Origin of the sequence: Roseovarius sp. D0-M9 (assembly GCF_037083805.1) — a bacterium.
Taxonomy (GTDB): Bacteria; Pseudomonadota; Alphaproteobacteria; order Rhodobacterales; family Rhodobacteraceae; genus Roseovarius.
The window spans coordinates 1-23,792 of sequence record NZ_JBAPKZ010000043.1 but is presented as its reverse complement, the minus strand read 5'-3'; the positions used below and the strand labels follow the sequence as shown (position 1 = coordinate 23,792).

19 protein-coding genes and 3 pseudogenes are annotated in these 23,792 nt (G+C 59.2%); 11 read left to right on the top strand and 11 right to left on the bottom strand.

The genetic code is table 11. From position 1 onward, the window contains the following. Nucleotides 1-615 precede the first annotated feature (615 nt). From V8352_RS18990 to V8352_RS22025, 5 genes and pseudogenes are all read left to right on the top strand, one after another. On the top strand, nucleotides 616-1,050 hold the full coding sequence (locus tag V8352_RS18990; RefSeq protein ID WP_336425861.1) for a hypothetical protein: 435 nt from the start codon (nucleotides 616-618) through the stop codon (nucleotides 1,048-1,050). Nucleotides 1,051-1,071: 21 nt separating this feature from the next. After that, entirely contained in the window at nucleotides 1,072-1,392 is a 321-nt protein-coding gene (locus tag V8352_RS18985; protein WP_336425860.1) for a hypothetical protein, read from the top strand. A 487-nt stretch (nucleotides 1,393-1,879) separates the two neighbouring features. After that, on the top strand, nucleotides 1,880-2,263 hold the full coding sequence (locus V8352_RS18980) for a hypothetical protein (protein ID WP_336425859.1): 384 nt from the start codon (nucleotides 1,880-1,882) through the stop codon (nucleotides 2,261-2,263). Nucleotide 2,264: 1 nt separating this feature from the next. Then, nucleotides 2,265-2,735 carry a DUF6915 family protein gene (locus tag V8352_RS18975; protein ID WP_336425858.1) on the top strand — a complete coding sequence of 157 codons (471 nt, stop codon included), beginning with the start codon at nucleotides 2,265-2,267 and terminating at the stop codon, nucleotides 2,733-2,735. Nucleotides 2,736-2,823: 88 nt separating this feature from the next. Further along, nucleotides 2,824-3,011 (top strand): annotated as a pseudogene (locus V8352_RS22025) (IS30 family transposase); the annotation flags it as partial. A 100-nt stretch (nucleotides 3,012-3,111) separates the two neighbouring features. Here V8352_RS22025 and V8352_RS18970 read toward each other — a convergent pair. The 11 genes from V8352_RS18970 to V8352_RS18920 all read right to left on the bottom strand — a co-directional run bounded on the left by V8352_RS18970 (nucleotide 3,112) and on the right by V8352_RS18920 (nucleotide 16,941). After that, nucleotides 3,112-3,855, bottom strand: coding sequence for a cupin domain-containing protein (locus V8352_RS18970; protein WP_336425857.1), 744 nt, complete (start codon nucleotides 3,853-3,855; stop codon nucleotides 3,112-3,114). A 39-nt stretch (nucleotides 3,856-3,894) separates the two neighbouring features. Then, the gene (locus tag V8352_RS18965) at nucleotides 3,895-4,404 is read right to left on the bottom strand and encodes a DUF6614 family protein (RefSeq protein WP_336425856.1); all 510 of its coding nucleotides are present in this window, start codon (nucleotides 4,402-4,404) and stop codon (nucleotides 3,895-3,897) included. A 70-nt stretch (nucleotides 4,405-4,474) separates the two neighbouring features. After that, nucleotides 4,475-7,042 (bottom strand): oxidoreductase, encoded by a 2,568-nt coding sequence (locus tag V8352_RS18960; protein ID WP_336425855.1) that lies wholly within the window; start codon nucleotides 7,040-7,042, stop codon nucleotides 4,475-4,477. A gap of 13 nt (nucleotides 7,043-7,055) precedes the next feature. Beyond that, on the bottom strand, nucleotides 7,056-9,110 hold the full coding sequence (locus V8352_RS18955; protein ID WP_336425854.1) for an oxidoreductase: 2,055 nt from the start codon (nucleotides 9,108-9,110) through the stop codon (nucleotides 7,056-7,058). Nucleotides 9,111-9,120: 10 nt separating this feature from the next. Next, nucleotides 9,121-11,178: an oxidoreductase gene (locus tag V8352_RS18950; protein WP_336425853.1), complete on the bottom strand. Its 2,058-nt coding sequence runs from the start codon at nucleotides 11,176-11,178 to the stop codon at nucleotides 9,121-9,123. Between the two features lie 3 nt (nucleotides 11,179-11,181). Continuing rightward, the gene (locus V8352_RS18945; protein ID WP_336425852.1) at nucleotides 11,182-11,856 is read right to left on the bottom strand and encodes a TetR/AcrR family transcriptional regulator; all 675 of its coding nucleotides are present in this window, start codon (nucleotides 11,854-11,856) and stop codon (nucleotides 11,182-11,184) included. 69 nt (nucleotides 11,857-11,925) lie between these two features. After that, nucleotides 11,926-13,026 (bottom strand): ABC transporter ATP-binding protein, encoded by a 1,101-nt coding sequence (locus tag V8352_RS18940; RefSeq protein WP_336425851.1) that lies wholly within the window; start codon nucleotides 13,024-13,026, stop codon nucleotides 11,926-11,928. Then, complete coding sequence (locus V8352_RS18935; protein ID WP_336425850.1) at nucleotides 13,023-13,790, bottom strand: ABC transporter permease; 768 nt, start codon at nucleotides 13,788-13,790, stop codon at nucleotides 13,023-13,025. Before V8352_RS18935 ends, V8352_RS18940 begins: the two co-directional genes overlap by 4 nt. A 50-nt stretch (nucleotides 13,791-13,840) precedes the next feature. Next, entirely contained in the window at nucleotides 13,841-14,710 is an 870-nt protein-coding gene (locus V8352_RS18930) for an ABC transporter permease (protein WP_442971068.1), read from the bottom strand. Between the two features lie 165 nt (nucleotides 14,711-14,875). Next, the gene (locus V8352_RS18925) at nucleotides 14,876-15,997 is read right to left on the bottom strand and encodes an ABC transporter substrate-binding protein (protein WP_336425848.1); all 1,122 of its coding nucleotides are present in this window, start codon (nucleotides 15,995-15,997) and stop codon (nucleotides 14,876-14,878) included. Nucleotides 15,998-16,386: 389 nt separating this feature from the next. Next, nucleotides 16,387-16,941, bottom strand: coding sequence for a helix-turn-helix domain-containing protein (locus V8352_RS18920; RefSeq protein WP_336425847.1), 555 nt, complete (start codon nucleotides 16,939-16,941; stop codon nucleotides 16,387-16,389). Between the two features lie 153 nt (nucleotides 16,942-17,094). On the opposite strand from V8352_RS18920, the gene V8352_RS18915 reads away from it, so the two are divergent. From V8352_RS18915 to V8352_RS18890, 6 genes and pseudogenes are all read left to right on the top strand, one after another. Beyond that, the gene (locus tag V8352_RS18915) at nucleotides 17,095-19,545 is read left to right on the top strand and encodes a GcvT family protein (RefSeq protein WP_336425846.1); all 2,451 of its coding nucleotides are present in this window, start codon (nucleotides 17,095-17,097) and stop codon (nucleotides 19,543-19,545) included. A gap of 213 nt (nucleotides 19,546-19,758) precedes the next feature. Further along, nucleotides 19,759-20,766, top strand: coding sequence for an NAD(P)H-dependent flavin oxidoreductase (locus V8352_RS18910; protein ID WP_336425845.1), 1,008 nt, complete (start codon nucleotides 19,759-19,761; stop codon nucleotides 20,764-20,766). A 268-nt stretch (nucleotides 20,767-21,034) separates the two neighbouring features. Then, nucleotides 21,035-21,602: pseudogene (locus V8352_RS18905) on the top strand (transposase); the annotation flags it as partial. Between the two features lie 308 nt (nucleotides 21,603-21,910). Continuing rightward, nucleotides 21,911-22,171, top strand: a pseudogene (locus V8352_RS18900) (IS66 family transposase); the annotation flags it as partial. Nucleotides 22,172-22,207: 36 nt separating this feature from the next. Next, entirely contained in the window at nucleotides 22,208-22,996 is a 789-nt protein-coding gene (locus V8352_RS18895) for an AraC family transcriptional regulator (protein WP_336425844.1), read from the top strand. Nucleotides 22,997-23,052: 56 nt separating this feature from the next. Continuing rightward, nucleotides 23,053-23,688 carry a LysE family transporter gene (locus V8352_RS18890; RefSeq protein ID WP_336425843.1) on the top strand — a complete coding sequence of 212 codons (636 nt, stop codon included), beginning with the start codon at nucleotides 23,053-23,055 and terminating at the stop codon, nucleotides 23,686-23,688. Nucleotides 23,689-23,792: the final 104 nt, after the last annotated feature.

Genomic DNA, 23,792 nt, shown 5'->3' with positions numbered 1-23,792 from the left:
TCACTTCGTCCGTCCCGCGCATCGTCACCCTCACTGCCGCTACCGTGCCAGAAGTGAATCATGTTCTCGCAACCGCGTCGAGACCGGCCTTTTTCAGCAGCCTGTTAGGGGCTGAAGGAAAGAGGGTGTGGTATCGAGCATGATGGCTCTCCTGTTTTGGTTTCGGCGCACCGCCCTGCCCTGCCCTGTCCCTTTCTTCCGGGGGTGGCGTTTCGTTCGGCGCGTCCACAAAGAGACGCGCCGGGCGAACGGCCCCCCGCCCTTCCTTCTCCCTTCTGATCAATGTTTGTTCAGCATTCCACGCTCTGGCGAGAAGCATTGCCTGCGTAGGTTCCCGCCCGGCAAATCCAAGAGTGGCAAAAGCACTGGGATGCGGTGCTCCTGCGGTATACGGGCCCGCCAAAGACCCTCTACAACCGTTGGAAGCGGTGGAGCTACATGGGCATTCGCCCGGATGTCATTGGATTTGGCCGATCAGGGTCGTTGTCGTCTCATTCGAGGGAGACCTCAGTGCTGCTGACGGCCGATCACGAACCTGTGTTCGAAAATCCTTTTCCCCCGGTCCGAAAATGACCCGATATCCCCGACATCAACAACTTAAGCAAAGGCTCTCCCATGAAACCCAACGTGACCGAAACCCTCCTCGACTCCCCCTACACCTCCGAAGCGATCCTGGCGGCCATCAAGCTGATCGACTTCAGCTGGACAGACTGGACAAGCATCCTGAATCTCAATTGCTGTCCGTTTTCACTGCGCCGTTCCACGCTTCAGGAATCTGCGTCGCTGCAGGCTGCAATGCTTGCCACGTGTGTCTATGACAATGACTCATGCGACGCATCGGTTGATCTTGCGCGCCGCATTGAGGCGCTGCACGACATCTTCAAGTACGCGATGTTCGAAGTGAATGACCAGTTCTGGGCACGGGCAGACGGGGCGGTGGACATCGCTGAATTCCAGGACAGCCTTGGCCTGGTCGTCAGCGCAAGCAACCATCAGCGCATTGCGCTCGAAAAACAGCGTCAGGAGTTGATCAAGCGCTACGATGTCTGACGACGCAAGGGTCAAGCGCAGATGGTCGCGGAGGGACGACCCTACCAGATTTACCTGTTCCAGTTCTCCGATGCCATTCTTTACGTGAATCTCTCCTGGCTCCAGGGCACCTGGGGCCAGGAGCCTTGCCACGCCAAGATGCGCCCCTTGATGATGATGCTGGAGGGGGCACGGTCGATGGAGGATGCCGAGCGCAGCCTTGAAAAGACCAAGCGGCTGATGAAAGTCTTTCGCTCCGCACTGCCCCCTAAGGCCCGGGCGAGCCTGAATCGTCACCTTGATCTGCCGCGCGCGGATGATTTCTTCGCCAACGGCGACGCGAGCCATGCATTCGTGCGGTAGTCTGCTTTCACCGCCGGGCGGGCATGTTTCCACGCTCGCCCGGCGATATTGGCGCTCCCTAAATTTGCGCGGCGCAAGCTGAACAACAGGCGCGAAAAACCTTCGGGAAAGTTTGCTGTGCTCTGAAAAGTTCCCATTTCCTCGTAAGGATGCCCCCCCTCCAGAAAGGACCATCCAACGCAAAGGATCCCCGCATCGATTGCATCGTGTCTGGTGTCAAACCCGCTTGGGAGACGCTGGAAGCCGCGCCTCAAAAGAAAAAAGCCGAACTGGCCGTTTTGGTTTTTTTGTCGGCACAAAAGATCCCATTTCATTCTTAGAGATCGACTAATCGAGCCTCGTTCAGTCGAAATCAAAACCTGTCAACGCAACTTCGCCGACACCTGTTTCTCCTATCGGGAGCAACGCCCGGCGATGTCTCACCAACGACCCCAGCCCGCCCTCGGTGACATCACCAAGGGCTACAATGTTTCCAAAGGAACACCAGATGACACAACCCGTCAATTTTTTCGCGAGTTACTCTGATGAACAAGAGCAAGCTAAACGGCAGCTCGTTGCAACCCGCGCCACACTTCTCGATGAACTGCGCGCTTCAGGCGTGACCAACGCCGAGCTTTTCTACGAAGGGTATGATGACGACGGCAATGTCGAATACATCGCACTCACGCCCGCCCACGTCTCCCTTTCGGAGGAATTGTACGACCGCTTGCAAGCCTTCGGTTGGGATTTTGCCTATTCATATAACCCGGGTCTCGAGATTGACTGCGGCGGGAATGGATCTTTGGATTGGGACCTGCAGACTGACAAAATCGATCTCAACTACTGCGTCAACGACGAAGAATCCGTGCGCGAAGAATATAGGGATCAATGACATGGCGCACCCTCTCCATCACTCGGCGAGTTCGGCACGCCGCTTCGGCGGCGTTACGAATGACTATCAGGCGATCCACAATTGGTTCGATGCCTCAAAGGAACACATGGCCTATTTTACCCATCGCGCCTTGCGTCACCATACGCAAGGGATCTTCGAGGCCGAACGTGTGTTCGGTCCGTCTGTGACGAACAGCGCGGGCCGGGTGATCCCTGTGCGATGGATCGGCGAGCAACACGTCAAGGAGGACTGCCGCGGGAGGATCCCATCGCTGTGTGACTGGCTCGGACGCATCAAGCCGGAGGGCTGGATGGCCAACGGCCATATTGACGCTGAAACAACTCAAGCCGGGAGCGATCCTCTCGCCGATTGGATCCGCGCAGTTGCAGCGCGGCAGACCATTCTCGGCTTCGAGGAATGGCTCCAAAAGGCCCAAATTGAAAATCTGGTCGACACACCCACTGCAGAATGAGGCCCACCCGCAGGGCACACGGTTCCGTCCAAGGTCAATGATCCCGCATTATCCAAGCCGATCTCTGCCTTGGATAATGCGATATGAACGCTCAGTCGAAAATATGAACAAGCGCGTGCGCCGGGATCTGCCACGGGATACGGCTCTGCTGTCGCTTCCAAATCGATATATAGGATCGATTTGTCAGCGCCTGAACACGAGCCCGCGAAAATGTCTGGGCACAGAAACCCAGCGGAAGCTTTCAGGGACGAACTGATGAAACTGGAACGGCGATGAGCTACCCTGCCCTCGTATACCGATGCAATCGGAATGGAACTCACATAACAAAACCAGAGCGTCTCGGTGCTGAGACGCCAATGCTCGAGGCCGAGCCCGGTCAAGCATCGCCCGGCTCGGGTGAAAAATGGTTGCAATAGAGCAAACGCGTTGAATCCGCTGTTTGCCATCCCATCCTGCCCCCAGCCCGGATGTGAGCGGTGTCCCCCTGCTCCAGCACTTGCTCGCCGCCGCTGCCGGTAAGTGTCAGGCGGCCCGCAAGCACATGAACCAGTTGGTTAGAGAAAACGGGCATCGAGAGAATCCGCGTTTCTGACCACTCACTGATGCCGACTTTCAGCGTTCCCGCGGCATTTAGGAAATGCACCTGGTCCGACATGATCGCGCCTTCAGCGCGCGGTGCGCCGTGCTCCAGTTCCGGCACCGTGATGCGCTGAAGCGATGGATTCTCGGCATCCTCGGGCACCGGGCCATCAAGGATCACGAAGAACTTGCGCAGGTAACCTGGCTGCTTCCATTGGCATTGGAAGCCCTTAGGGATGAGGAAGGCGGCGCCCGGCGCGATGGTGACCTCGGTTCCGTCCGGCATCGCCATGACCAATGTGCCTTCGAGGATCAGCATGAACTCGTCTACCCCGTAGGGCGCCATCTTTTCGGTCTGGGCGGTGCAATCCCAGACACCGGTCAGATATCCGTCGTTTTCCTGCTCGTAGTAGACGTGGCCGCGCTGCACCGGCTCACCCGTGACGAGGCCGGCGGGGTCGATCGGATCCCATTCGGTCATGCCGGTTCCTTCCGGCCCATTCTCGTCGAACCGGGCGATTGTCGCAGTTTCGTGGGTCATGGCTTCGCTCCTCATGTTGCGGGACTTGGACAGTTGACTTTACTCCGCATCCTCTTCCCAGCACAGAAATACGGAATTGGTGATACGCCGATACATTCGAAGATGGGTGGCTGTTGTCGAGGATTTCATTCTCTCCTCGATATGTGCATAAGCTTCATCGAGCTGAGCGCGATTACGGAAGCACATGATCGAGAAAAATTCCTGCGCGTAATTATCGCCCGTGTCCATGGGAGTATCGCGAACACGTCGGCCTGGCGGGTCCGCCGCCAGGATCATGCACGTCGCGTGCAACTCAGTTATGAAATCCTGATAAGCGGCACGAAAGGCCGTCTCGTCCTCACCCGGTTTAAGGTTGAAGGCAGAAAGCATTCTGATCATCGTCATGCGCTCCTGATGAAAAGTGGTCCTCATGGTGCGCCATGGGTTCCGTGCGGTGCCGGTCAGTCTTGAATCACGAGCTTCTGTCCCTGGCGCAGCATTCCCTTGTGTCGCGCGTCGCAACTGGCGCAGGCCGCTTGCGGTGCTGCCTGTTTCGTTGCGGTTGGCCACCCGCCGAGCGACGTCACCGCCGCGGCAACAAATGCTACGCTGATCAACGCGGCGGCCAGCGACCGCAGCCTCATGCCGATCCGGTTTCGAGATAGCGCTGCATCGGTGCCGCGCTTTGCGGATCGCCAGCGGCCTCGCGCTCGAGAAAGTCGATGGCCGCAGTTTCATGGGCCGTCAACACCTTTAGGGCAGGCAGGTCCTCGGCCGGAGCCATCGCCTCCAGTCGCGCAAAATCGTCCATAAAAGCCGGAAAGCTCTCGCGCATCTCGGCGATCAGGCTGTCCCAGTCCCCGCTTGCGTTTTCGGCCTGCGCGCGCCCCGTGCGATGCAGACCTTCGGCATCGCGCGGCACCAGCCCGTGTTTCAGCAAAAGCGGATGCACCGCCGCCGCAGCATAGGTTTCGACATCGGCCATGAGACGCATCTTGTCGCGATGTTCGGGGACTTCCAGCCGCTCGGCAATAGCCGCGAAATAGGCCTCGCCTTCGATTTCCTCCTCGTAATAGAGCTTCAAGGTCTCCAGGTATTCGCGGCTGGCCGCGCCCTGCCCCCCTGCCGGATGCCGGCCCTCGGGCGTGGCGCCCACGTCGACGCGGTCGTGCTTCAGCGGCATGTCCACATCCTGCGGCGCATCGAGGTTCCGCGCATAGCGGTGCCCAGCATAGACGGCTGCAGCAACAATCGCTGGAGCCTCGCAATCTCCGATCCGCGTCAGGGTGAAGGGCAGTTTGGCCGCGTCGCCGTCCACCGTTTCCAGAAGCTCGTAGTAGAGGGCATCGTTCGGTGCGCGCTGCGTGACCATCACCACGGCCGCAACGGGCAGCGTCTTTTCGGCGCCGGTATATTGGCATGTCAGAGCCGCCTCGGTGCCGTCGAAGCGGATCAGAGCATGCGAGACCTCGATCCCGACGCCCATTCCAGAGAGATGGCTGCGCACGCGCCAGCGTTCGGTCGTGTTGGCGGCCCAGGGCGAGATGACATCGGAGGGCGTGCAGATCGTGACCTCGGCGCCGTCCCTGCGCAATTTCTCGGCGATGACCCCGCCCAGGTAGTAGCCATCCTCGTCATAGACCAGCACTGGACCAGAGGGCTGGACGCCGTCCATGATGTCGTCGGCAGTCAGAATCTCGGGCGAGGTGCCGGGCGCGGCGACCGACACATAGGCCCGGCCGTCAAACCGCTCCTTGCGCCACTGCGCGCCGGTGGCGATGGCGACGTGATCGGCACCGACATCCATCACGTCCTGCGCGCCCAGACGGCTTTCTCGGAAGATATCGACATTTGGCAGATCCAAAATCTGCTGCGCGCGGTAGTCGCGCACGCGGCCATATTCGCTGAGCCCCGGCAGGGCCGACTCGCGCGTGACGCGCCCGCCGATCTCGCTGCGCCCCTCAGCCAGCGTCACCTTGTAGCCGCGCTTACCCAGCGAATGCGCGGCTTCTAACCCGGCGGGGCCGGAGCCAACCACCAGAACCGACGCGTCCGACCCCTTTTCGGCGATCTTCTCGGGGTGCCAATCCTTGCGCCACTCCTCGCCCATCGTGGGGTTCTGCGTGCATCGGATGGACACGCCGAGGCTATCGCCCGAATAGCAGATGTTGCAGCCGATGCACTCACGGATATCCTCGATCCGGCCCTCCTCGATCTTTTTCGGCAGGAACGGGTCGGCGATCGAGGGACGCGCGGCGCCGATGAAATCGGTGATTCCGCGCTTGAGCTGGCCCACCATCGTATCAGGCGAGGTAAAGCGGCCCACCGTCACCACCGGCTTCGTCGTCATGGATTTGATGAAGCCCATATAGGGCTCGAGCGCGGTGTCGGGGGTAAAGCGCGACACGCCCATCTCGACCCCGTAGTCAGCGATATTGATATCCCAAAGGTCCGGCAGTTCAGCGAGGAGCGCAAACATTTCGCGGCGCTCGCCCTCAATGGGGATGCCGTCCTCGCCGATCCGCTCATCGGCGGCAAAACGCACGGCCACGCCGCAGCGGTCGCCGACCGCATCCTTCGTTTCCTCGATCAACTCGCGCACAAGACGCACACGGTTCTCAAGGCTGCCGCCGTATTCGTCGGTGCGCGTATTTATGCGCGGATCGAGGAAATTGGACAGAAGATAGGTGTGCGTCGCATATACATAGACGATGTCGAAGCCTGCATCGCGCGCGCGAAGCGCGGCCTTGCGGTGCCAGCGGCGCAGGTTGCGGATGTCGGTCTTGTCCATCGCGCGGGTCTGGAACGGGTGTCCAGCACCGTTAGGCAGGGACGTCACGTCCATCGCGACCTCGCGCGTCAGCAGATTGCTGGTGCGCGCGCCACCATACCACAGCTCGGCACCGGCCAACGAGCCATGCGCGTGCACCTTTTCCGTCATCAGCGCATGCGCCCTGATATCACTGTCATCCCAGAGCGAGGCCGACAAATGCGGAGTGTCATCGGACGACGGATGGATCGAATTGTATTCGGTGCAGACCACGCCCCAGCCACCCTCGGCCTTGACCTCGCGCATCGCGGCCAGTGCGCGGGGCCGCGTATAGCCCATGCCGGTGCAATGCGGCACCTGGTAAAAGCGGTTCTTGGCCGTGACCGGGCCGATCTGCATGGGCTCGAACAGGGCGTCATATCGTGGATCGCAGGCCATCTCGTGTCTCCTTTCAGGACTGCGCCGGATCGCCGGGCGCAAGGAATTGTCGGCGGAAGGGAACCGCGTCATCCGGCGCGGCGCCGGCCTGACGCGCGTAGCGGTGTCCGCTATGAACTGCGGCGGCAATGGTGGCGGGCGCAAGGCAATCGCCGATGCGCGTCAAGGATTTCAGTCCCTTATCCTGCAATGCGGCATAGAGGTCATCGATCGGGACGCGCATGGTCACGAGGACGCTCGCCGCGCAGCCCAGGGTCTCGGCCGCGCCGGAATAGATGCATTCCAGATCCGCCGCGCCTTTGCGCAGCGCGGTGACGTTCCGCGCGGTTACGATGCGCACGCCAAGCTCGATCAGGCGGGCTTGGATGACGTGCTGCTCCAGCGTGTTATGCGTCCAGGACGCGACCTCGGGCGCGGGCGTGACATAAATCACCTCGGCACCGTTGCTACGCAGCTTTTCTGCCAAGACGGAGCCCATGTAATAGTGATCGTCATCGAAGACGAGCACCGGCCCCTCGGGCGCCGCGCCATCCATGATATCGTCCGGGGTCAGGACCACCGCATCCTCCGCGATGTCGATCCCGGTCGGATTGGCCCGGCCCACGCCGTCGGCGGTCCATTTCGCGCCGGTCGCCAGCACGACGTGATCGGCACCGAATTCCATGACCTGCTCGGCGCTCAGCGCGCTTTCGAGATAGCAATTCACGTTGGGCAGCTGGCTGATCTGGTAGCTACGGTAATCCGCGACGCGGCCCCATTCGGCGAAGCCTGGCAATTCGCGCTCGCGCGCGACACGCCCACCCAGCGCACTGCCGGCCTCAGCCAGCGTCACGTCATAGCCGCGCCGTCCCAGCGATAACGCCGCCTCAAGCCCGGCAGGCCCGGCGCCGACGATCAGGTAGCGCGCATCCTCGGTCTTCTCGGCGATGCGCTCGGGGTGCCAGCCGCTGCGCCACTCCTCGCCCATCGTGGGGTTTTGGGTGCAACGAATGGGCACGCTATGATGATCACCCGAGACGCAGATGTTGCAGCCGATGCATTCCCGGATGTCCTCAATCCGGCCCTCCTCGATCTTTTTCGGCAGGAACGGGTCGGCGATGGAGGGGCGCGCGGCACCGATGAAATCCAGCACGCCGTTCTTGATGAGCGAGACCATCGCATCGGGGCTGGTGTAGCGCCCAACGCCGACGACAGGCTTGGTTGTGACCTGCTTGACGAAGGATACGTATTCATCCTGATAGCCCTGCGCCTTGAACCGCGACGTGGCGCTGTCATTCTCCCACGTGCTGAGATTGACGTCCCACAGGTCCGGCACTTCGGCCAGCATCTCGACCAGATCGCGGCCCTCGCCCTCGCTGGTAAAACCGGCTGATCCCATAAATTCCTCGACGGCAAACCGCAGCGCGACGCCGCATGTGTCGCCGACGGCGTCCTTGGTATCCTCCAGCACCTCACGCAAAAGGCGCGCGCGGTTTTCCAGGCTGCCGCCGTATTCATCGCTGCGGTGATTGCGCTCGCGCGACAGGAAATGCGAAATTGTGGACAGTTGATGGCCCGCATAGACGTAGACGATGTCAAAACCGGCCGCCTTGGCGCGCAAAGCTGCCTCACGGTGCCAGCGGCGCAGGGCGCGGATGTCGCTTTTGTCCATCGCGCGGGCCTGAAGCGGATCGGGCAGCGCGATGGGCGCATGTGAAGGCGCCATCGGCGGCAGGCGGCTATAGCGGTTGGCGGCCATCAGTCCCGCGTAGTTCAATTCGGCCCCTGCAAGGCTGCCGAATTCGTGAATGCCCTCGCACATCCGCGCCAGCACCGGCATGTCACGATCATCCCAAAGCCGCCCGCCCGACCAGGGCGCATGCTCGGCGGTCGGGTGGATCTCGATCTCTTCGGTGCAGATTACCGCCCAGCCGCCCTCGGCCTTGGTGCGGCGCATCTCGGCCATGCTTTCGGGATAGACGCGGCCCATGCCGTTGCAATGGGGCACCTGATAAAAGCGGTTGCGCGCCGTGACCGGCCCGATCTTGACAGGCTCGAAAAGGCAATCGTATCTGGGATCGCGTGTCATGCAGCCTCCTTCATGCCAGCGCGGGCAATTCGCGGCGGAAGGGCGTGCCTTCGGGCGCAGGCTCGCCTAGCTCGCGCGCGTATCGGTGCCCGGCATAGATCGAGGCGGCGATAGTGCCAGACGCCAGGCAATCGCCGATCCGCATCAACGTCTTCGGCATTGCTGCCCCCTCCTCGCCCAGCTTGGCGACCTCGTGATAAAGCGCATCGTCGGCCTCGCGCATTGTAACCAGAACGGCGGTGCCGCAGGCAATGTCATGGGTCTTGCCGGTATAGACGCATTCTAACCGAGCGTAATCTGCGCTCAGCGAGGCGAGGTTGTGCAGCGCCTTGATCGTCACGCCCATTTCCATCAGACGGGTCTGGATGCGCTCCTGCTCCATTGTGTTGTGGGTCCAGTGCGAAACATCAGCCAAGGGCGTCACATAGGTCACGTCATGCCCATTGCCGCGCAGCTTTTCAGCTAGAATTCCGGCCATGAAGTAATAATCATCGTCAAAGATCACGACGGGCCCCTCGGGCGTCTTGCCTGCCATAATGTCATCAGGCGTCATGATCCGCATGCCATCCGCAGAAGGGATTCCTTGCCGGTTGGTGCGGCCAATGCCATGGGCCGCCCAGCGAGATCCGGTGGCTATAGCCACGTGATCGGCTTCGAATTCCAACACCTCGCGCGCGCTCAGACGGCTTTCCAGATAGAGCGAAACATTGGGCATCTGGCTGATCTGGTAGTCCCGGTAATCCACCGCACGCTTCCACTGGGCAAGGCCCGGCAGGCGGCTAACGCGGGTGGCGTGGCCACCCACTTCGCTGCCCGCCTCGGCCAGCGTCACCTCATAACCGCGCTTACCCAGCGCATGGGCCGCCTCAATTCCGGCGGGGCCGGAGCCGACGACCAGCACGGTTTCTTCGGACGATTTCCGCGCGATCTTCTCGGGATGCCAGCCGCGGCGCCATTCCTCGCCCATGGTGGGGTTTTGCGTGCAGCGCAGCGGAACGCAGAGGAAATCCGCGGTCACGCAGATGTTGCAGCCGATGCACTCGCGGATGTCCTCAATCCGGCCCTCCTCGATCTTCTTGGGCAGGAACGGGTCGGCGATGGAGGGGCGCGCAGCGCCTATGAAATCCAGCACGCCCTTCTTGACCAGCGATACCATCGTGTCGGGCGACGTGAAGCGACCAACGCCGACCACCGGTTTGGTGGTGACGCTTTTCACGAAAGAGATGTATTCGTTCTGATAGCCCTCGTCGGTAAATCGCGACGTGGCGCTGTCATTCTCCCAGCCACTGACATTAACGTCCCAAAGGTCCGGCAAATCGGCAAGCATTTCGACGATCTCGCGGCCCTCGGCGTTGGAGGTCAGGCCACCCTCGCCCTTCATCTCGTCCACTGCCAGGCGGATGGCCACGGCGCAGCTGTCCCCGACGGCCTCCTTCGTATCTTCAAGAACCTCGCGCATCAGGCGCACGCGGTTTTCCAGGCTGCCGCCGTATTCATCCATCCGGTCGTTGCGGTCCCGGGTCAGGAAATGCATCAGCGTGGTCATGTCGTGGCCGGCATAAACGTAGACGATGTCGAACCCCGCCTTCTTGGAGCGCAGGGCCGCATCGACGTGCATCTTGCGGAACGCCTTGATGTCGGCCTTGTCCATGGCGCGCGATTGGACCGGCTCCAGCAGGTCGATGGGCCGGGCCGAGGGGCCGATGGGCACCTCGCGGCTGTAATTGTTCGCCGCTCCCATGCCCAGATGGGCCAGCTCGATCCCCGCAAGCGCACCGTGAACATGCACTCGCTCGCACATGCGGGCGAGAGCCGGTATATCGCTGTCGTCCCAGAGCCGCGCCTCGATCACTCCGCTCAGCTCGGAGGTATGGTGAATCTCGGCCTCTTCGGTGTTGACCACGCCCCAGCCGCCCTCGGCCTTGATGCCGCGCATCTCGGCCATGCTCGAGGGGTATTGATGCCCCATTCCGTTGCAATGGGGCACCTGGTAGAATCGATTGGGCGCAGTGACGGGGCCTATGCGCACCGGCTCGAAGAGGATGTCGTAACGGGGATCTCGTGTCATAGGTCAGTCTTCCAGCAGTTGGGGGTCGAAGGTGGCGGCATGCTGCGGGAAAGTGGCAGCGAGATAAGCGCGCACGCGGCGCATGGCGTCCTGGCGCGTAAAAATCTTGGGATAGATTAGGATATTCAGGCAAAATCCATCATAAAGCGCCTCGAGCGTGGCCGAGATCTCTTCGGGTGCGATGCGTTCATAGCCGCCCTCCTCGACGATCCGGCGGCAGAGTCCGATCGAAATCTCGATCCGCTGCCCGTCCATCTCGGACATGATCGCGCGGTAAGCCTCGCGGTTCGCCGCCTCACCGTAGAAGGCGAACCAGACGGTCAGCTTCTTGCGGTTGCAGATGGTGGGATGGAAGTGCGCATCGACGATGGCCAGCAGCTTGGCCGCGGGATCGAGGTCAGCATTGTTTACGCTTTTTTGCCACTGGGCGTGATGCTCCTGCCCAAGATGGCGCAGCGTCTCCTCCAGCAGTGATTGCTTGGTTTGAAAATGGAAATTGACCGTGCCGGCGGACAGCCCCGCAAGGCTTGTTACCTTGGGCGTGGTGGTGCCAGTAATGCCATATTTCGAAATCGAGGTGATCGTTGCATCGATTAGCTGCTGTCGTCGGACCTCCTTGCGGGCGGTCCGACCAACTTCGCTGTTGAGTTTTGCCGCCGCAGCGGTTGGCTTGATCATCGTCCTGTCCGTATGTTGCCCGCGCCCGGATGAGAACGGGGATAGGTGTTTTCAGCCTCCGAGATGATCTCAATCGTCTCGTAGCAGCACGACCGATGCTCGGCTCCAGGTCAGCCAGACCTTGCCTTTCTCGGGGCGTGGTAGCGATGCATGTTCACGATTCTGCGCCGAGACGGCGACCGGCTGATCGCGTCCCTTCAGCGAGACGAAGAAGTGACTGCGCTCGCCCAGATAGGCGGTGTTGACCAACTGTCCCTCAACGGCACCATCATTCTCGACAGGCCGCTTGGGGCTGATTTCCAACTTTTCGGGGCGGATCGCCGCCTGCACACTCTCTCCCACTGAAAGCTGGCGCCCGCGCTGATCGCCCGCGTCGATGCGCCCCAACCCTTCGGCCTCGACAATGACGGATCCGCCCGAAACCTCGCTGACGCGGGCCTCAAAGAAATTCATCGTGCCGATAAACGACGCCACCTGGCGGCTCTGCGGTCGCTCATAAAGGCCGTTCGGCGTGTCGAGTTGCAGAACCTTGCCATGCGACATCACGGCGATGCGATCGGATAGGGTCAGTGCCTCTTCTTGGTCGTGGGTGACAAAGACAAACGTGATGCCAACGGTGCGTTGAAGATCGCGGAGCTCCAGCTGCATCTGCTCGCGCAGCTGCTTGTCCAGCGCGCCCAGAGGCTCGTCAAGCAACAACACCTTGGGCCGCAGGATCAGCGCGCGCGCCAGCGCGACGCGCTGGCGTTGCCCGCCCGACAGCTCATTCGCCTTACGATCACCGTAGTCGGGCAGCTTGATCAGATCCAGCATCTCATCGACCATCTCGGCGCGGCGGGCCTTGCTCAGACGCTGCTTGCGCAGACCATAGGCGATGTTGTCGCGCACGTTGAGATGCGGGAAAATTGCGTAGTTCTGGAACACCATGTTCACCGGGCGCATGTGCGGCGGCACATCCGACATCTCGCTTCCGTCGATCTTGAGTTCGCCAGAGCTGGTATTCTCAAAGCCAGCGAGGATCCGCAAAAGCGTGGTCTTGCCGCAACCCGACGAGCCTAGCAAGGAAAAGAATTCGCCATGTCCGATGTCGATCGAGATATCGTCGAGGGCCTGAAACTTGCCGAAATACTTGTCGACGTTCCGGATCGAAATGAAGGCTTGATCGCTCACGTGTCGTCCCTTTTCAAAGCTTTGATCTGAACATCCCTGTTGATCCACTGGCTGGTGAGCACAAGTAAGAACGACACGCCGATAATGATCGACGCCAGGGCTAGGATGGACGGGAATTCCTGCGGAAAGCGAAGCTGACCCCAGATATACATCGGCAGCGTCGGTTCGGTCCCACTAAGAAAGAAAGCCAAGATGAACTCGTCGAACGAGACGGTGAAGGTCAGCATCAAGCTTGCGATCACACCAGGAAAGACCATCGGCAGCGTCACACGCCAAAAGGTCCAGAGTGCGTTCTCGCCCAAGTCCGCGGACGCCTCCTCAATCGAGCGATCAAAACCCTCAAACCGCGGAATGAGCGTGGCGACCGAAAAAGGAAGGCAGATGATCAGATGCCCCACGCCCACTGTGTAAAGTGACAGCGGAACACCCAAATTACTGAAAAGCACCAGAAGCGCGACACCAAAGATGATAAGCGGCACAACGAGCGGGAGCATGATGAAACCCACGACCGGCCCCCGCCCCGGTAACCGGTAGCGCGTGATCGCCTTAGCCGCGAATACTCCCAAAAGCGTCGACAGGATCGACACGCAAACCCCAATCTTGACGCTGTTCATAAGCGCGTTCCAGACCGGCTCGCGCTGAAAAAGGTCACCATACCATTCCAGGGTGAACCCGGTTAGGGGAAATTTGACGTAGATCGAGTCGTTAAAGCTAAACAGCGGTAGAAAGAGAACTGGCACATAAAGCACGATCAGAAAGATCACCGCATAAATCTGAAGAGGCCTGTTCGGACGTCTGATATATGATCCTGAGCTCATGTAATTCGCTTTCTGACAAAGAGAGTCAGCACGATGAAGGCTGCGCAGATCGCCGCGATGCACAGCATCAATGAGATCGAAAGCGCAGCACCCATTGGCCAATTATTGATCGCGCCGAACTGTTTTTGGATCAGGTTGCCGATCATAGTGCCATCTGGTCCGCCCAAAAGCGCCGGTGTAATGTAGTCGCCCGTCGTCGGAATAAATATCAGAAGGCTGGCCGAAATAACCCCCGGCAGCGACAGCGGCAGCGTTACACGTAAAAACCGCATTATCGGGCCGTCACCAAGGTCCGTCGCAGCTTCGAGCAGCGAGCGGTCGATCTTTTCCAGTGAGACGTAAAGCGGCAGGATTGCGAAAGCCGCCCAGGCGTGGGCCAGCGTGATGATGACCGCAGACTGACTGTAGAGAAGAAATTCCAGCGGGGCGTCGATCAGGCCGACCGACATCAGGGCCGAATTAATGACACCTTCGTATCCCAGAACCACCTTCCAAGCAAAGACACGCAAAAGATAGCTGGTCCAAAAGGGAAGCGTCATAAGCACGATCCACATCATCTTGTTGCGATGCACGTGGAAGGCGACGTAATACGCCATCGGATAGCACAGGATCACCGTTGCCACCGTCGCCACCGCCGAGATATAGAGCGAGCGTCCAAGGAGGGCCTGATAGATCGGCCGTTCCAACATGTCGCGGTAGTTGCCCAGCGTCCATGACCTATCAAATTCGAAGCCGGATTGGGTCCAGAAGCTCATCACCACCAGGATGCCGAAAGGGATTAGGATTATCACCCCCATGAAAATCAGTGTTGGCGACAAAAGGCTGTATCCGCGTAAGGTCTCCGACCTGTGCATCAACCTGGTCATGACGCCTGGGCGCCGCACCGACGTTACGCGGCGCGTGTCAAATTCCTGCAAGATCTGCTCGCTCATGACAGTATAAGCCTCGACTGGGTGACCAAGGAAGTGCCCACTCCGGTGCCATGCCGGAGCGGTGCGTCGATGCGATGGGCTTTGATGAAAGGCAAGGCTCTAGAAGCCAGCCTTGATCTCTTCAAAGAGGCCGTTCATCTTGGTCTCCCATTCCTGCGATTGCGGGATCTGGAAATGGCCGACATCCAGCACATCCTGAGGGTTCTTGCTCAGGCCGAGGCCGGTCAGCATCTCATCATCGAAGGACTCGAATGATTTGGCGTTGGAATGACCATAGCCGTAATCGTTGATCATGAACTTGCCCGCCTCAACGCTGAGCAACGAATCGATCACCTCGTAGGCCTTTTCAAGATGAGGTGCGTCCTTGTGGATCATCAAGCCGCAAACCCAGGTCAGCGCGCCCTCTTTGGGATCGGCGAATGCGACTGGCACGCCCTGCGCCTTAAGCTGCGTCGCCGAGGAGGCCCATGTCATCGCGGCGACCATCTCGCCCGAAGAAAGTGCCTGCTCTAGTGTGGTGGTATCATCCGTGTAGGTGCGGATCAGTGGCCGCTGCTCGCGCATGACCGCAGCAATCTTGTCAAACGCCTCAGGCGTGTCGATATTCTCGAAGTCGACGCCAGCTTTGATTGCGCCGCACCACCAAGCATCCCCTCCCGAAGCAAGGCTGCCCAGACGGTTCTTGTAGCGTTCATCCCACAGCATATCCCAGCTCTCCTCACCCTCGAGCTCGAAGAGATCAGTGCGGTAGGTGATCGAGGTGCGCCCCCAGTCGAAGGGCGCCAACCAAATATTGCCGTTCTCGGCATCGTTTCCGGACAGATCCACCAAACCGGGCAGAACATCAGGCCAGTGGTTAAGGCGAGAGGGATCGATCGGCTGAAAAAGGCCACTTTGCACCCAACGCGGCAGGCTCTGGTTACAGGGGTGCGACACGTCCACGACGAAGCCGCCGCGCATTTTGGTCAACGCCTCCTCCGAACCGCCGAACACGGCGAAGTCGGGCAGCGCTCCATTTTTTTCCTCGTATTCACCAAAGAGCTCGGGAATGTCGTAGCCGCCCCAAGTGAAAAATGTCGCCTGCGCGTCCTGCGCACCTGCCAGTCGCGCGCCCATCGGGACCGCAGTCACGCCGACCCCCGCCGCCAGCAGCGAGCGCGCAAAGGCACGACGGCTCAGCTTGCCTTCCTTCATTGATCCCAGTTGGTCGAGAACGTCCATTTCCATCTCCCTGATGTAACTGGCCAGGCTTCCCCCGGTGTATTTGATCTTCTCAGATCGGCCTCCGCCATGTTTAACGGCGCGAATACCCGCGACGCCGAAGCAATGATCATGCGTATAATACGACTTGGAATACGGGCTCAAAGAGCCTTGGCTAAATGATCATTCATTCAACAATGGAATCATATGTCGCATTCTGTCAAGGCTTAGGTTGGCGGCTCAACTACGCCGGTGTGCAGATTAAGCCTCACCCGGCGACCAAGCGTATCCTAGATGCGATAACCGGCATGCGCCGGTCATTGCAGGATTAGCTGCCAGAGATCCTGACTGATCGACATGCGAAACGCCCTGCAAAGCAGGTGTCATTTGGGACGGGTTATTGTCCAACGTCAGTAAACTGGCGGAGACACTACCCAGATTGCGATGGCTGGCACATCGCCCGGATTTTCCCAGGCATAATCCCTTTCCTGAAACTGGAAGCTGTCCCCTGACGCCAAGGTGACGCGCACTTTGTCTACGATTAGATTCAGTGCACCTGACAACAGAACGCCTCCGTGTTCGCTCGGACGCAGAGATTTTATTGCCCCCGATCGTGCCCTTGGCGCGAAGGTCGATTTTATCATTTCGAACGATCCGCTCAGCGTGGGCGACAGTAGCTCCTCCACCAATCCGGTTTCGGAAGTTCCTAAGGGGCTGTGATTCTGGACGCGCACGACAAGCCCTCTCTCCTCCTTGTTCTGCCCTGACGACCGGAAAAAGAAAGATATGTTGACGTCGAACAATATCGCGATTTGCCTGAGGTCATTGATTGCGGGTTGCGCCTGCCCTCGCTCGATCAGACTGAGCCATCCGGGCGAGCGCCCGATCGCATCGGCCAAGTTTTGCAGGGTCATCTTGCGTGACCTGCGCATGGCTCGGATATCAGAGCCGACGAAACTTTCCAACGGTCTCTCCTCGCATATGTCTAGTCATATTGACGTCACAACATACAGAATAATAAAATTCTTGGGAATGATAATACGGATTCTAAATATTTTCATTGATTTTTTAGCTCTGCGGGTCTGATGTGGGTCAAAATCATTACGTGAGCATCAAGCATGACCGTTCTTCCCTCTTCCGCGCGAGTCGTCATTATCGGCGGCGGTATCTCCGGCGCCTCCGTCGCGTATCATCTGGCTAAACAGGGCTGGAAAGACATTATCCTTCTGGAGCGCAAACAACTGACCAGCGGCACTACATGGCATGCGGCAGGCCTTGTGGGGCAATTGCGCGCAAGCAAGAATATGACGCGCTTGGCAAAGTATTCTGTCGATCTTTACCGCACGCTCGAAGCGGAAACAGGACTTGCCACAGGCTTGCGCCAATGCGGGTCGATCACTTTGGCGCTGACCACTGAGCGTCAAGAAGAGTTGCGCCGTCAAGCCGCGATGGCGCGGGCTTTCGACGTGGAGGTTCACGAATTGTCGCCGTCGGGAATCCTGTCAATGTATCCGCATCTGAACATGGAGAGTGTGATCTCGGGCGTGCACACGCCAGACGATGGCCAGGCAGATCCGGGTAACATAGCGCTGGCGCTGGCAAAGGGTGCGCGGATGTTAGGTGCACAGATCGTCGAAGGCGTAATCGTAAACGAAGTTGTGCAAGCCAACGGTCGCGTCACCGGCGTGACCTGGCAGCGGGGCGAGGAGACAGGCAGGATCGCTACCGAAAACGTGGTGAATTGCGGCGGCATGTGGGGCCGCGACTTGGCTGCGCGTAACGGCGTCACCCTACCACTGCATGCCTGCGAACACTTTTACATCGTGACTGAGAACATACCCGAGCTGGCACAGTTGCCGGTGCTGCGTGTGCCAGATGAATGCGCTTACTATAAGGAAGATGCGGGCAAGATCCTATTGGGAGCGTTCGAACCCAAGGCAAAGCCATGGGGCATGGACGGCATTCCGGCGGACTTCTGTTTCGATCAACTGCCTGACGACTTCGACCATTTCGAGCCTATCCTAGAAGCCGCCGTCAACCGGATGCCGATTCTGGCCAAAGCGGGCATCCAAACCTTCTTCAATGGTCCCGAAAGCTTTACGCCTGACGACCGCTATTACTTGGGCGAAGCGCCAAGTTTGACTGGCTACTGGGTAGCGGCAGGCTACAATTCCATCGGGATCGTGTCGTCAGGCGGAGCTGGAATGGCGCTGGCGCATTGGATGGACAATGGCGAACCGCCCTTCGACCTTTGGGAGGTCGACATTCGGCGCGCGCAGCCATTTCAAAAGAACCGCCGTTATCTGCAAGAGCGCGTGACTGAAACGCTGGGTTTGCTTTACGCCGACCACTTCCCCAATCGCCAGATGGCGACTGCGCGGGGCATCCGCCGTTCGCCGCTGCACGACCATCTCAAGGCCCGTGGTGCCGTCTTCGGCGAGGTTGCCGGATGGGAGCGCGCCAACTGGTTTGCCGACGCAGGTCAGGTTGCAGAATATGCATACACTTGGAACCGTCAGAATTGGTTCGAGAATAGCCGCGCCGAACATATAGCCATACGCGAAGGGGTGGGCCTTCTAGATATGACGTCCTTCGGCAAGATCCGTATCGAGGGGCGCGATGCGCTGGCTTTTCTGCAGCGGATGTGCGCCAACGAAATGGACGTGGCCATGGGTAGAATCGTCTACACCCAGCTGCTCAACGACCGCGGAGGAATCGAATGCGACCTGACCGTCACGCGGATGTCGGAAACAGCGTTCTTCCTAGTAGTGCCAGGTGCGACCCTGCAACGCGATTTAGCCTGGCTGCGCCGCCATCTGGGCGATGAATTTTTGGTCATCACTGACGTTACCGCAGCCGAAGCCGTGCTGCCACTGATGGGCCCAAAAGCGCGGGATTTAATGAACGCGATCTCGCCCGCCGACCTGTCGAACGATGCTCACCCTTTCGGCGTCGCACGCGAAATCGAGGTCGGCATGACGCTAGCCCGCGCACATCGCGTAACCTATGTGGGGGAGTTAGGTTGGGAGCTTTATATACCAACCGATCAAGCCGCGCATGTCTTCGAAACGCTGGTCGAGGCCGGGGCGGATCACGGGCTGAAATTATGCGGGCTGCACGCAATGGACAGCTGCCGGATAGAAAAGGGCTACCGCCACTTTGGTCATGATATCACCGACGAAGATCACGTGCTTGAAGCGGGTCTTGGCTTCGCGGTGAAAACCGACAAAGGCAGCTTCATCGGCCGCGACGCCGTGCTGCGCAAGCGCGACACCGGTCTCGCACGACGAATGATCCAGTTCCGACTGACCGACCCCGAGCCGCTGCTATTTCACAACGAGCCGATCCTGCGCGACGGCGTGATCGTGGGTTTCCTAACTTCGGGTAACTATGGTCATGCGCTCGGTGGTGCCGTGGGCTTGGGGTATGTGCCATGCCGCCATGCGGGAGAGTCTGGGAAGGAAATACTGGCCTCCACCTATCAGATTGATGTGGCTGGCCGCATAGTCGACGCTGAGGCGTCTCTCGGCCCTCTCTATGATCCGAAATCGCAGCGCGTCCGTATGTGAATGAATTTAGGGCAAACTGATCCTACATCTGGCAGTGGTAATCGTCCCGGGCTAAGGCCCTCGAGAAACAACTTAAGATGGGACAGCTCTGGCTGCCCCCCCCCTTTCACGACATTGCTGCGCAACGCCCTGCCGGGCAGTTATGTGTCTATTCCAGCAGTTGCGTTGTCGGCAATTGCAGTCTGAAATCCCAAACGCAGTAGGAGGCGTAAAATGATCGAAATGCTTTGCAACACGCTCGGAATCGAGAAACCTTTTCTTTCGGCGCCGCTTGGTGGTGCCGCCGGACCGGAACTGGTCGCGGCGGTATCCAATGCGGGGGGCTTCGGCGTAATCCCGCTTTGGGGCGATCCATCCGAAGAGGTTCGCGAGGGAATTCGGCTGACCCGCGCGATGACGGACAACCACTTTGCAGTGAATCTCAACGTGTCAGTGGATTACCGCGACGCCCTGCAAGTCTGCATCGACGAAGGCGTCCACGCGGTTTCGTTGTTCTGGGGACATGATCCATATGCCATCGAAATGGCCAAGGCTGGCGGGCTGGTCGTCATGACCAACGTCGGTAGCGCGCAGGAAGCGAAGATCGCACAAGAGGCTGGCGCAGACATCATCATCGCACAGGGGTGGGAAGCAGGCGGCCACGTCTGGGGCAAGGTCGCAACGATGGCGCTGGTGCCAGCAGTCGTGGATGCCGTGAAAGTGCCAGTCGTCGCTGCGGGTGGTATTTCGGATGGGCGCGGGATGGCGGCAGCCCTGATGCTTGGCGCGGCGGGTGTCTGGGTCGGCACAAGGTTTCTCGCGTCGCCCGAAGCAAAAATCCACGCCACTTACCGAGACGCCATTTTGAACGCCACCGAGGAGCAGGCCGAATGGTATGCAAACCTTTACGATGGACATTGGCGGGACGCGCCGCATCGGGCCTTGCGCAATGCGACATCAGAGACATGGCTTAGGGCGGGCTGCCCGCCCTCTGGTAGCCGCCCGAACGAAAAAGAAGTCATTGGCACCCGCCCCGATGGTGGCGCTGTGGCTCGCTACGAGAGCTATACTCCCGGTCCCAACACAACAGGAGACGTGGCCGCTATGTCTCTTTGGTCCGGGCAGTGCGCTGGTAACGTTCATGCCGTCAAACCCGCAGCCGACATCGTCGACGAGATCTGCAGAGATGCAAAGCGGATAATTTCTGCAGTTCAAGTCTCGGCTCGCGTCTTTCCTGATTGATCTGTCATGGACCTCTTGGGGTCTATTTCGTGACCGTCCCAGTGTCCCCACCCGCTATCCTTGTTTCCATGAACAAAGGCCTTTCGCTCTTCCGCAGGAGATCTCGTTCGTTCAAAGCCAAGATGGCGCCCGGGCTGTTGTGGCCTAAATAGAACGCGGCCCTGCGGTCTGACGCATAAAAAAATACCTGCAAGCCGTCGAGCAAAATTGGTCTGCGGTCCGGCAGGCGCGCCATATCTGGCTCACGCTGCGGGAGCCTGTGCAAACCCTGGAGGCCTCCACGGCGGACCGCTATGCGCGCAAGGGGCAGAAACTGCGTCGGTTCAAGACCTTCTTCTATGCGGCCCGGTCGTGGTCGAAAGGCCGCGTCGCCATTGTCGCTCGGACCAATGGCGCTCCAATTGGCGACCATTGCCCGCATCGAGGTGGGCCCCTTGGGACGCGACACCCACTTTATTGTGACCAATCTGATGGGCCCGCGCGGCAAGCACCTTTACGAAAAAATCTACTCCGCGCGTGAGCAGGCCGAGAACCACATCAAGGGCTGGAAGAACCACCTCATGTCGGACCGGACATCGCGATCGAAGGCCAGCTCCAACCAGGTGCGGCTCATGTTGCACGGGTGCGCTTACTGGCTGTGGTGGACGCTACGCGTGGCCTGCCCAAAGCGCTCCCAGTGGCGGCATGCTCAGTTCGACACGCTGCGCCTTCATCTGGTCATGCTTGCCGCGACCATCGTCGAGAAGAAGACCCGGATCGTCATGACCCTGCCAACTTCGTGCCCGCGCCAGAGCCTCATTCGGCTTCTGTTCCACGCGCTGGCCCCGCCCACCTGAAACAGCAACCCGAAAAAACTCCAGATAACACCGCCGTCCGCGGGGAAACCCCGGACGAAGCCCCGCGTGCATCCAACATCGAATGACCGCGGACAACATGGTGTCAGGGCTATCTACAAAAGCGTCGTAAATTATCCGGGCTAGGATCGGACAGCTGTTGCGATATCAGCAGCACAGCTCGGCTATCTTCTGGAAGGGATCTATTGGCGCAATCCGCGCTGGACGCAAAGGCCCGGAACAGCAGGGTAATTTACGTTGAAGCGCTCTTTTTTATTGGCCTTTCACGGCGTCTGTGGTAAGTAATTTCCATGTCAGATGCCGCTTCCGAAATCGCCAAATTAAGAGCTCCCCTTGCCGCGCAGACCGGACGTGCGCAGGCTCGCGCCTTGGCATCCTGCACGGACGCGATGATCCAGGAATTGAAACTGGAAATCGTCAAGCTGCGGCGCGACGAATACGGCATCTCCTCCGAGCGCCTCGCGCGGCCGATCAATCAGCTGGAATTGCAGCTTGAGGAATTGGAAGCCGCCGCCACAGAGAATGCGCTGGCACTTGAACAAGCCGCTACTGCAGACAAGACCAGCATGCACTAGAAAGAGCCATCAGTGCCCATCACGGAAAGCAAGTTTCGTCGTTTTAATCGGTTTGAAGTCGCAGAATTCAACTGCCCAAACCATGTGTTCTCCAAGCATTCACATGATGAGTTTGTTATCGGAGCAAACATCGTCGGTCGCGAGACCGTGACCCTGGATCGTCGCACGTTCGAAGTAGCGGCTGACCAGATTACACTCTACAACCCGGCGCAGGTCCAAAGTAGTTACGCAAATTCGGCCAATTGGTCATTCGTTTCAATCTATCTGAACCCTTCTGAGTTAGCGGTTCTTACTGGGATGGAAGAGGCCATGGCCTTTGGCCAGGCTTCACTCAGTTCTCCGTTTCTCGCCAAATCGTTAATTACTTTCGTGCGTGATGCCTTAGATGTTTCTGCTCAAGAGGAGGTCCTGGATTTGAAAATTGGCAGGCTTCTGCTCGATTTGCTGGACCTATCAGGTACGGAGCCACCACGCGAGGAGCGACTACCTGAAACGCAGATACGCGCGGTAGCTGAACAGCTTTTGGATCAGATAGCCGAGCCACCGCGCCTCGCTGACATCGCCGCTCAACATAAAACGAGCCCCGTTGCATTGGTGCGTGCTTTCAACAAGGTTTTTGGGTTGCCTCCAATCGAGTGGTTGAATGTGCAGCGCATCAACAATGCACGACAGAAGTTGCGGCTTGGTCGCCCGCTTCGTGAAGTTGCGCACGATCTCGGCTATGCTGATCAACCGCACTTCAATCGGCGTTTCAAGGCCGCAACGGGCATGACACCATCAACATTTCTGCAGATGAAATAGCGTTCAAGACCAATAGAGAAATTTCCCTTACATCCTTTCAAAAAGGGGATGATTCCATGGTCACGTTATTCGTCTCAGCCTTTCTCCTAGGCTTACTCTTCAACGCCGCGCCTGGAGCTATCTTTGCTGAAAGTCTTCGGCGTGGGATCAAGAGTGGTTTTGCTCCCGCATGTGCGGTGCAGTTGGGGTCGCTGATTGGAGACTTTGCTTGGGCAGTTCTTGGGCTTTTGGGTGCGGCGGCACTGTTTACGTTGCCCTATGTCGAACTACCGCTTGCGCTGGCGGGCGCAGCATTACTGCTCTGGCTCGCGTGGCAAAGTCTTCGTGACGCAATCGGCCCGATTCCAGAGTTCGACCCGTCAGAAGGAAAGCCAGGGTCTGCCTTTGCCGTCGGTGCCGCGCTATCGCTCTCAAACCCGCTAAATATCACCTACTGGGCCGCGCTAGGGGGCACCGTCACCGCACTTGGCGTGACAGATCCCGGTTGGACTGCGTTCTCTGTGTTTCTTTCGGGATTCATGCTGTCATCAGTTCTTTGGTGTTTTTTCTGTGCTGTTCTCATTGCCGTCAGCCGTCGACATGTGGGACCGATACTGTGGATGTCGATAAACGCAGGTTGCGCAATTGGCTTGGCGATTTTTGGGGGCATGGTCGCAATGAATGCGCTAACCAAAGATTGGTTACGCTGGTAGTGCCCCACCGGGTGGTGTAAGAGGCCGCGCGCGAAGCCCTTGGCGTAGCGCAGCGCGCGGCCGGGTCTGGCGGCCACCGCGCTTCTTCGTAATCTGAGGTTGTT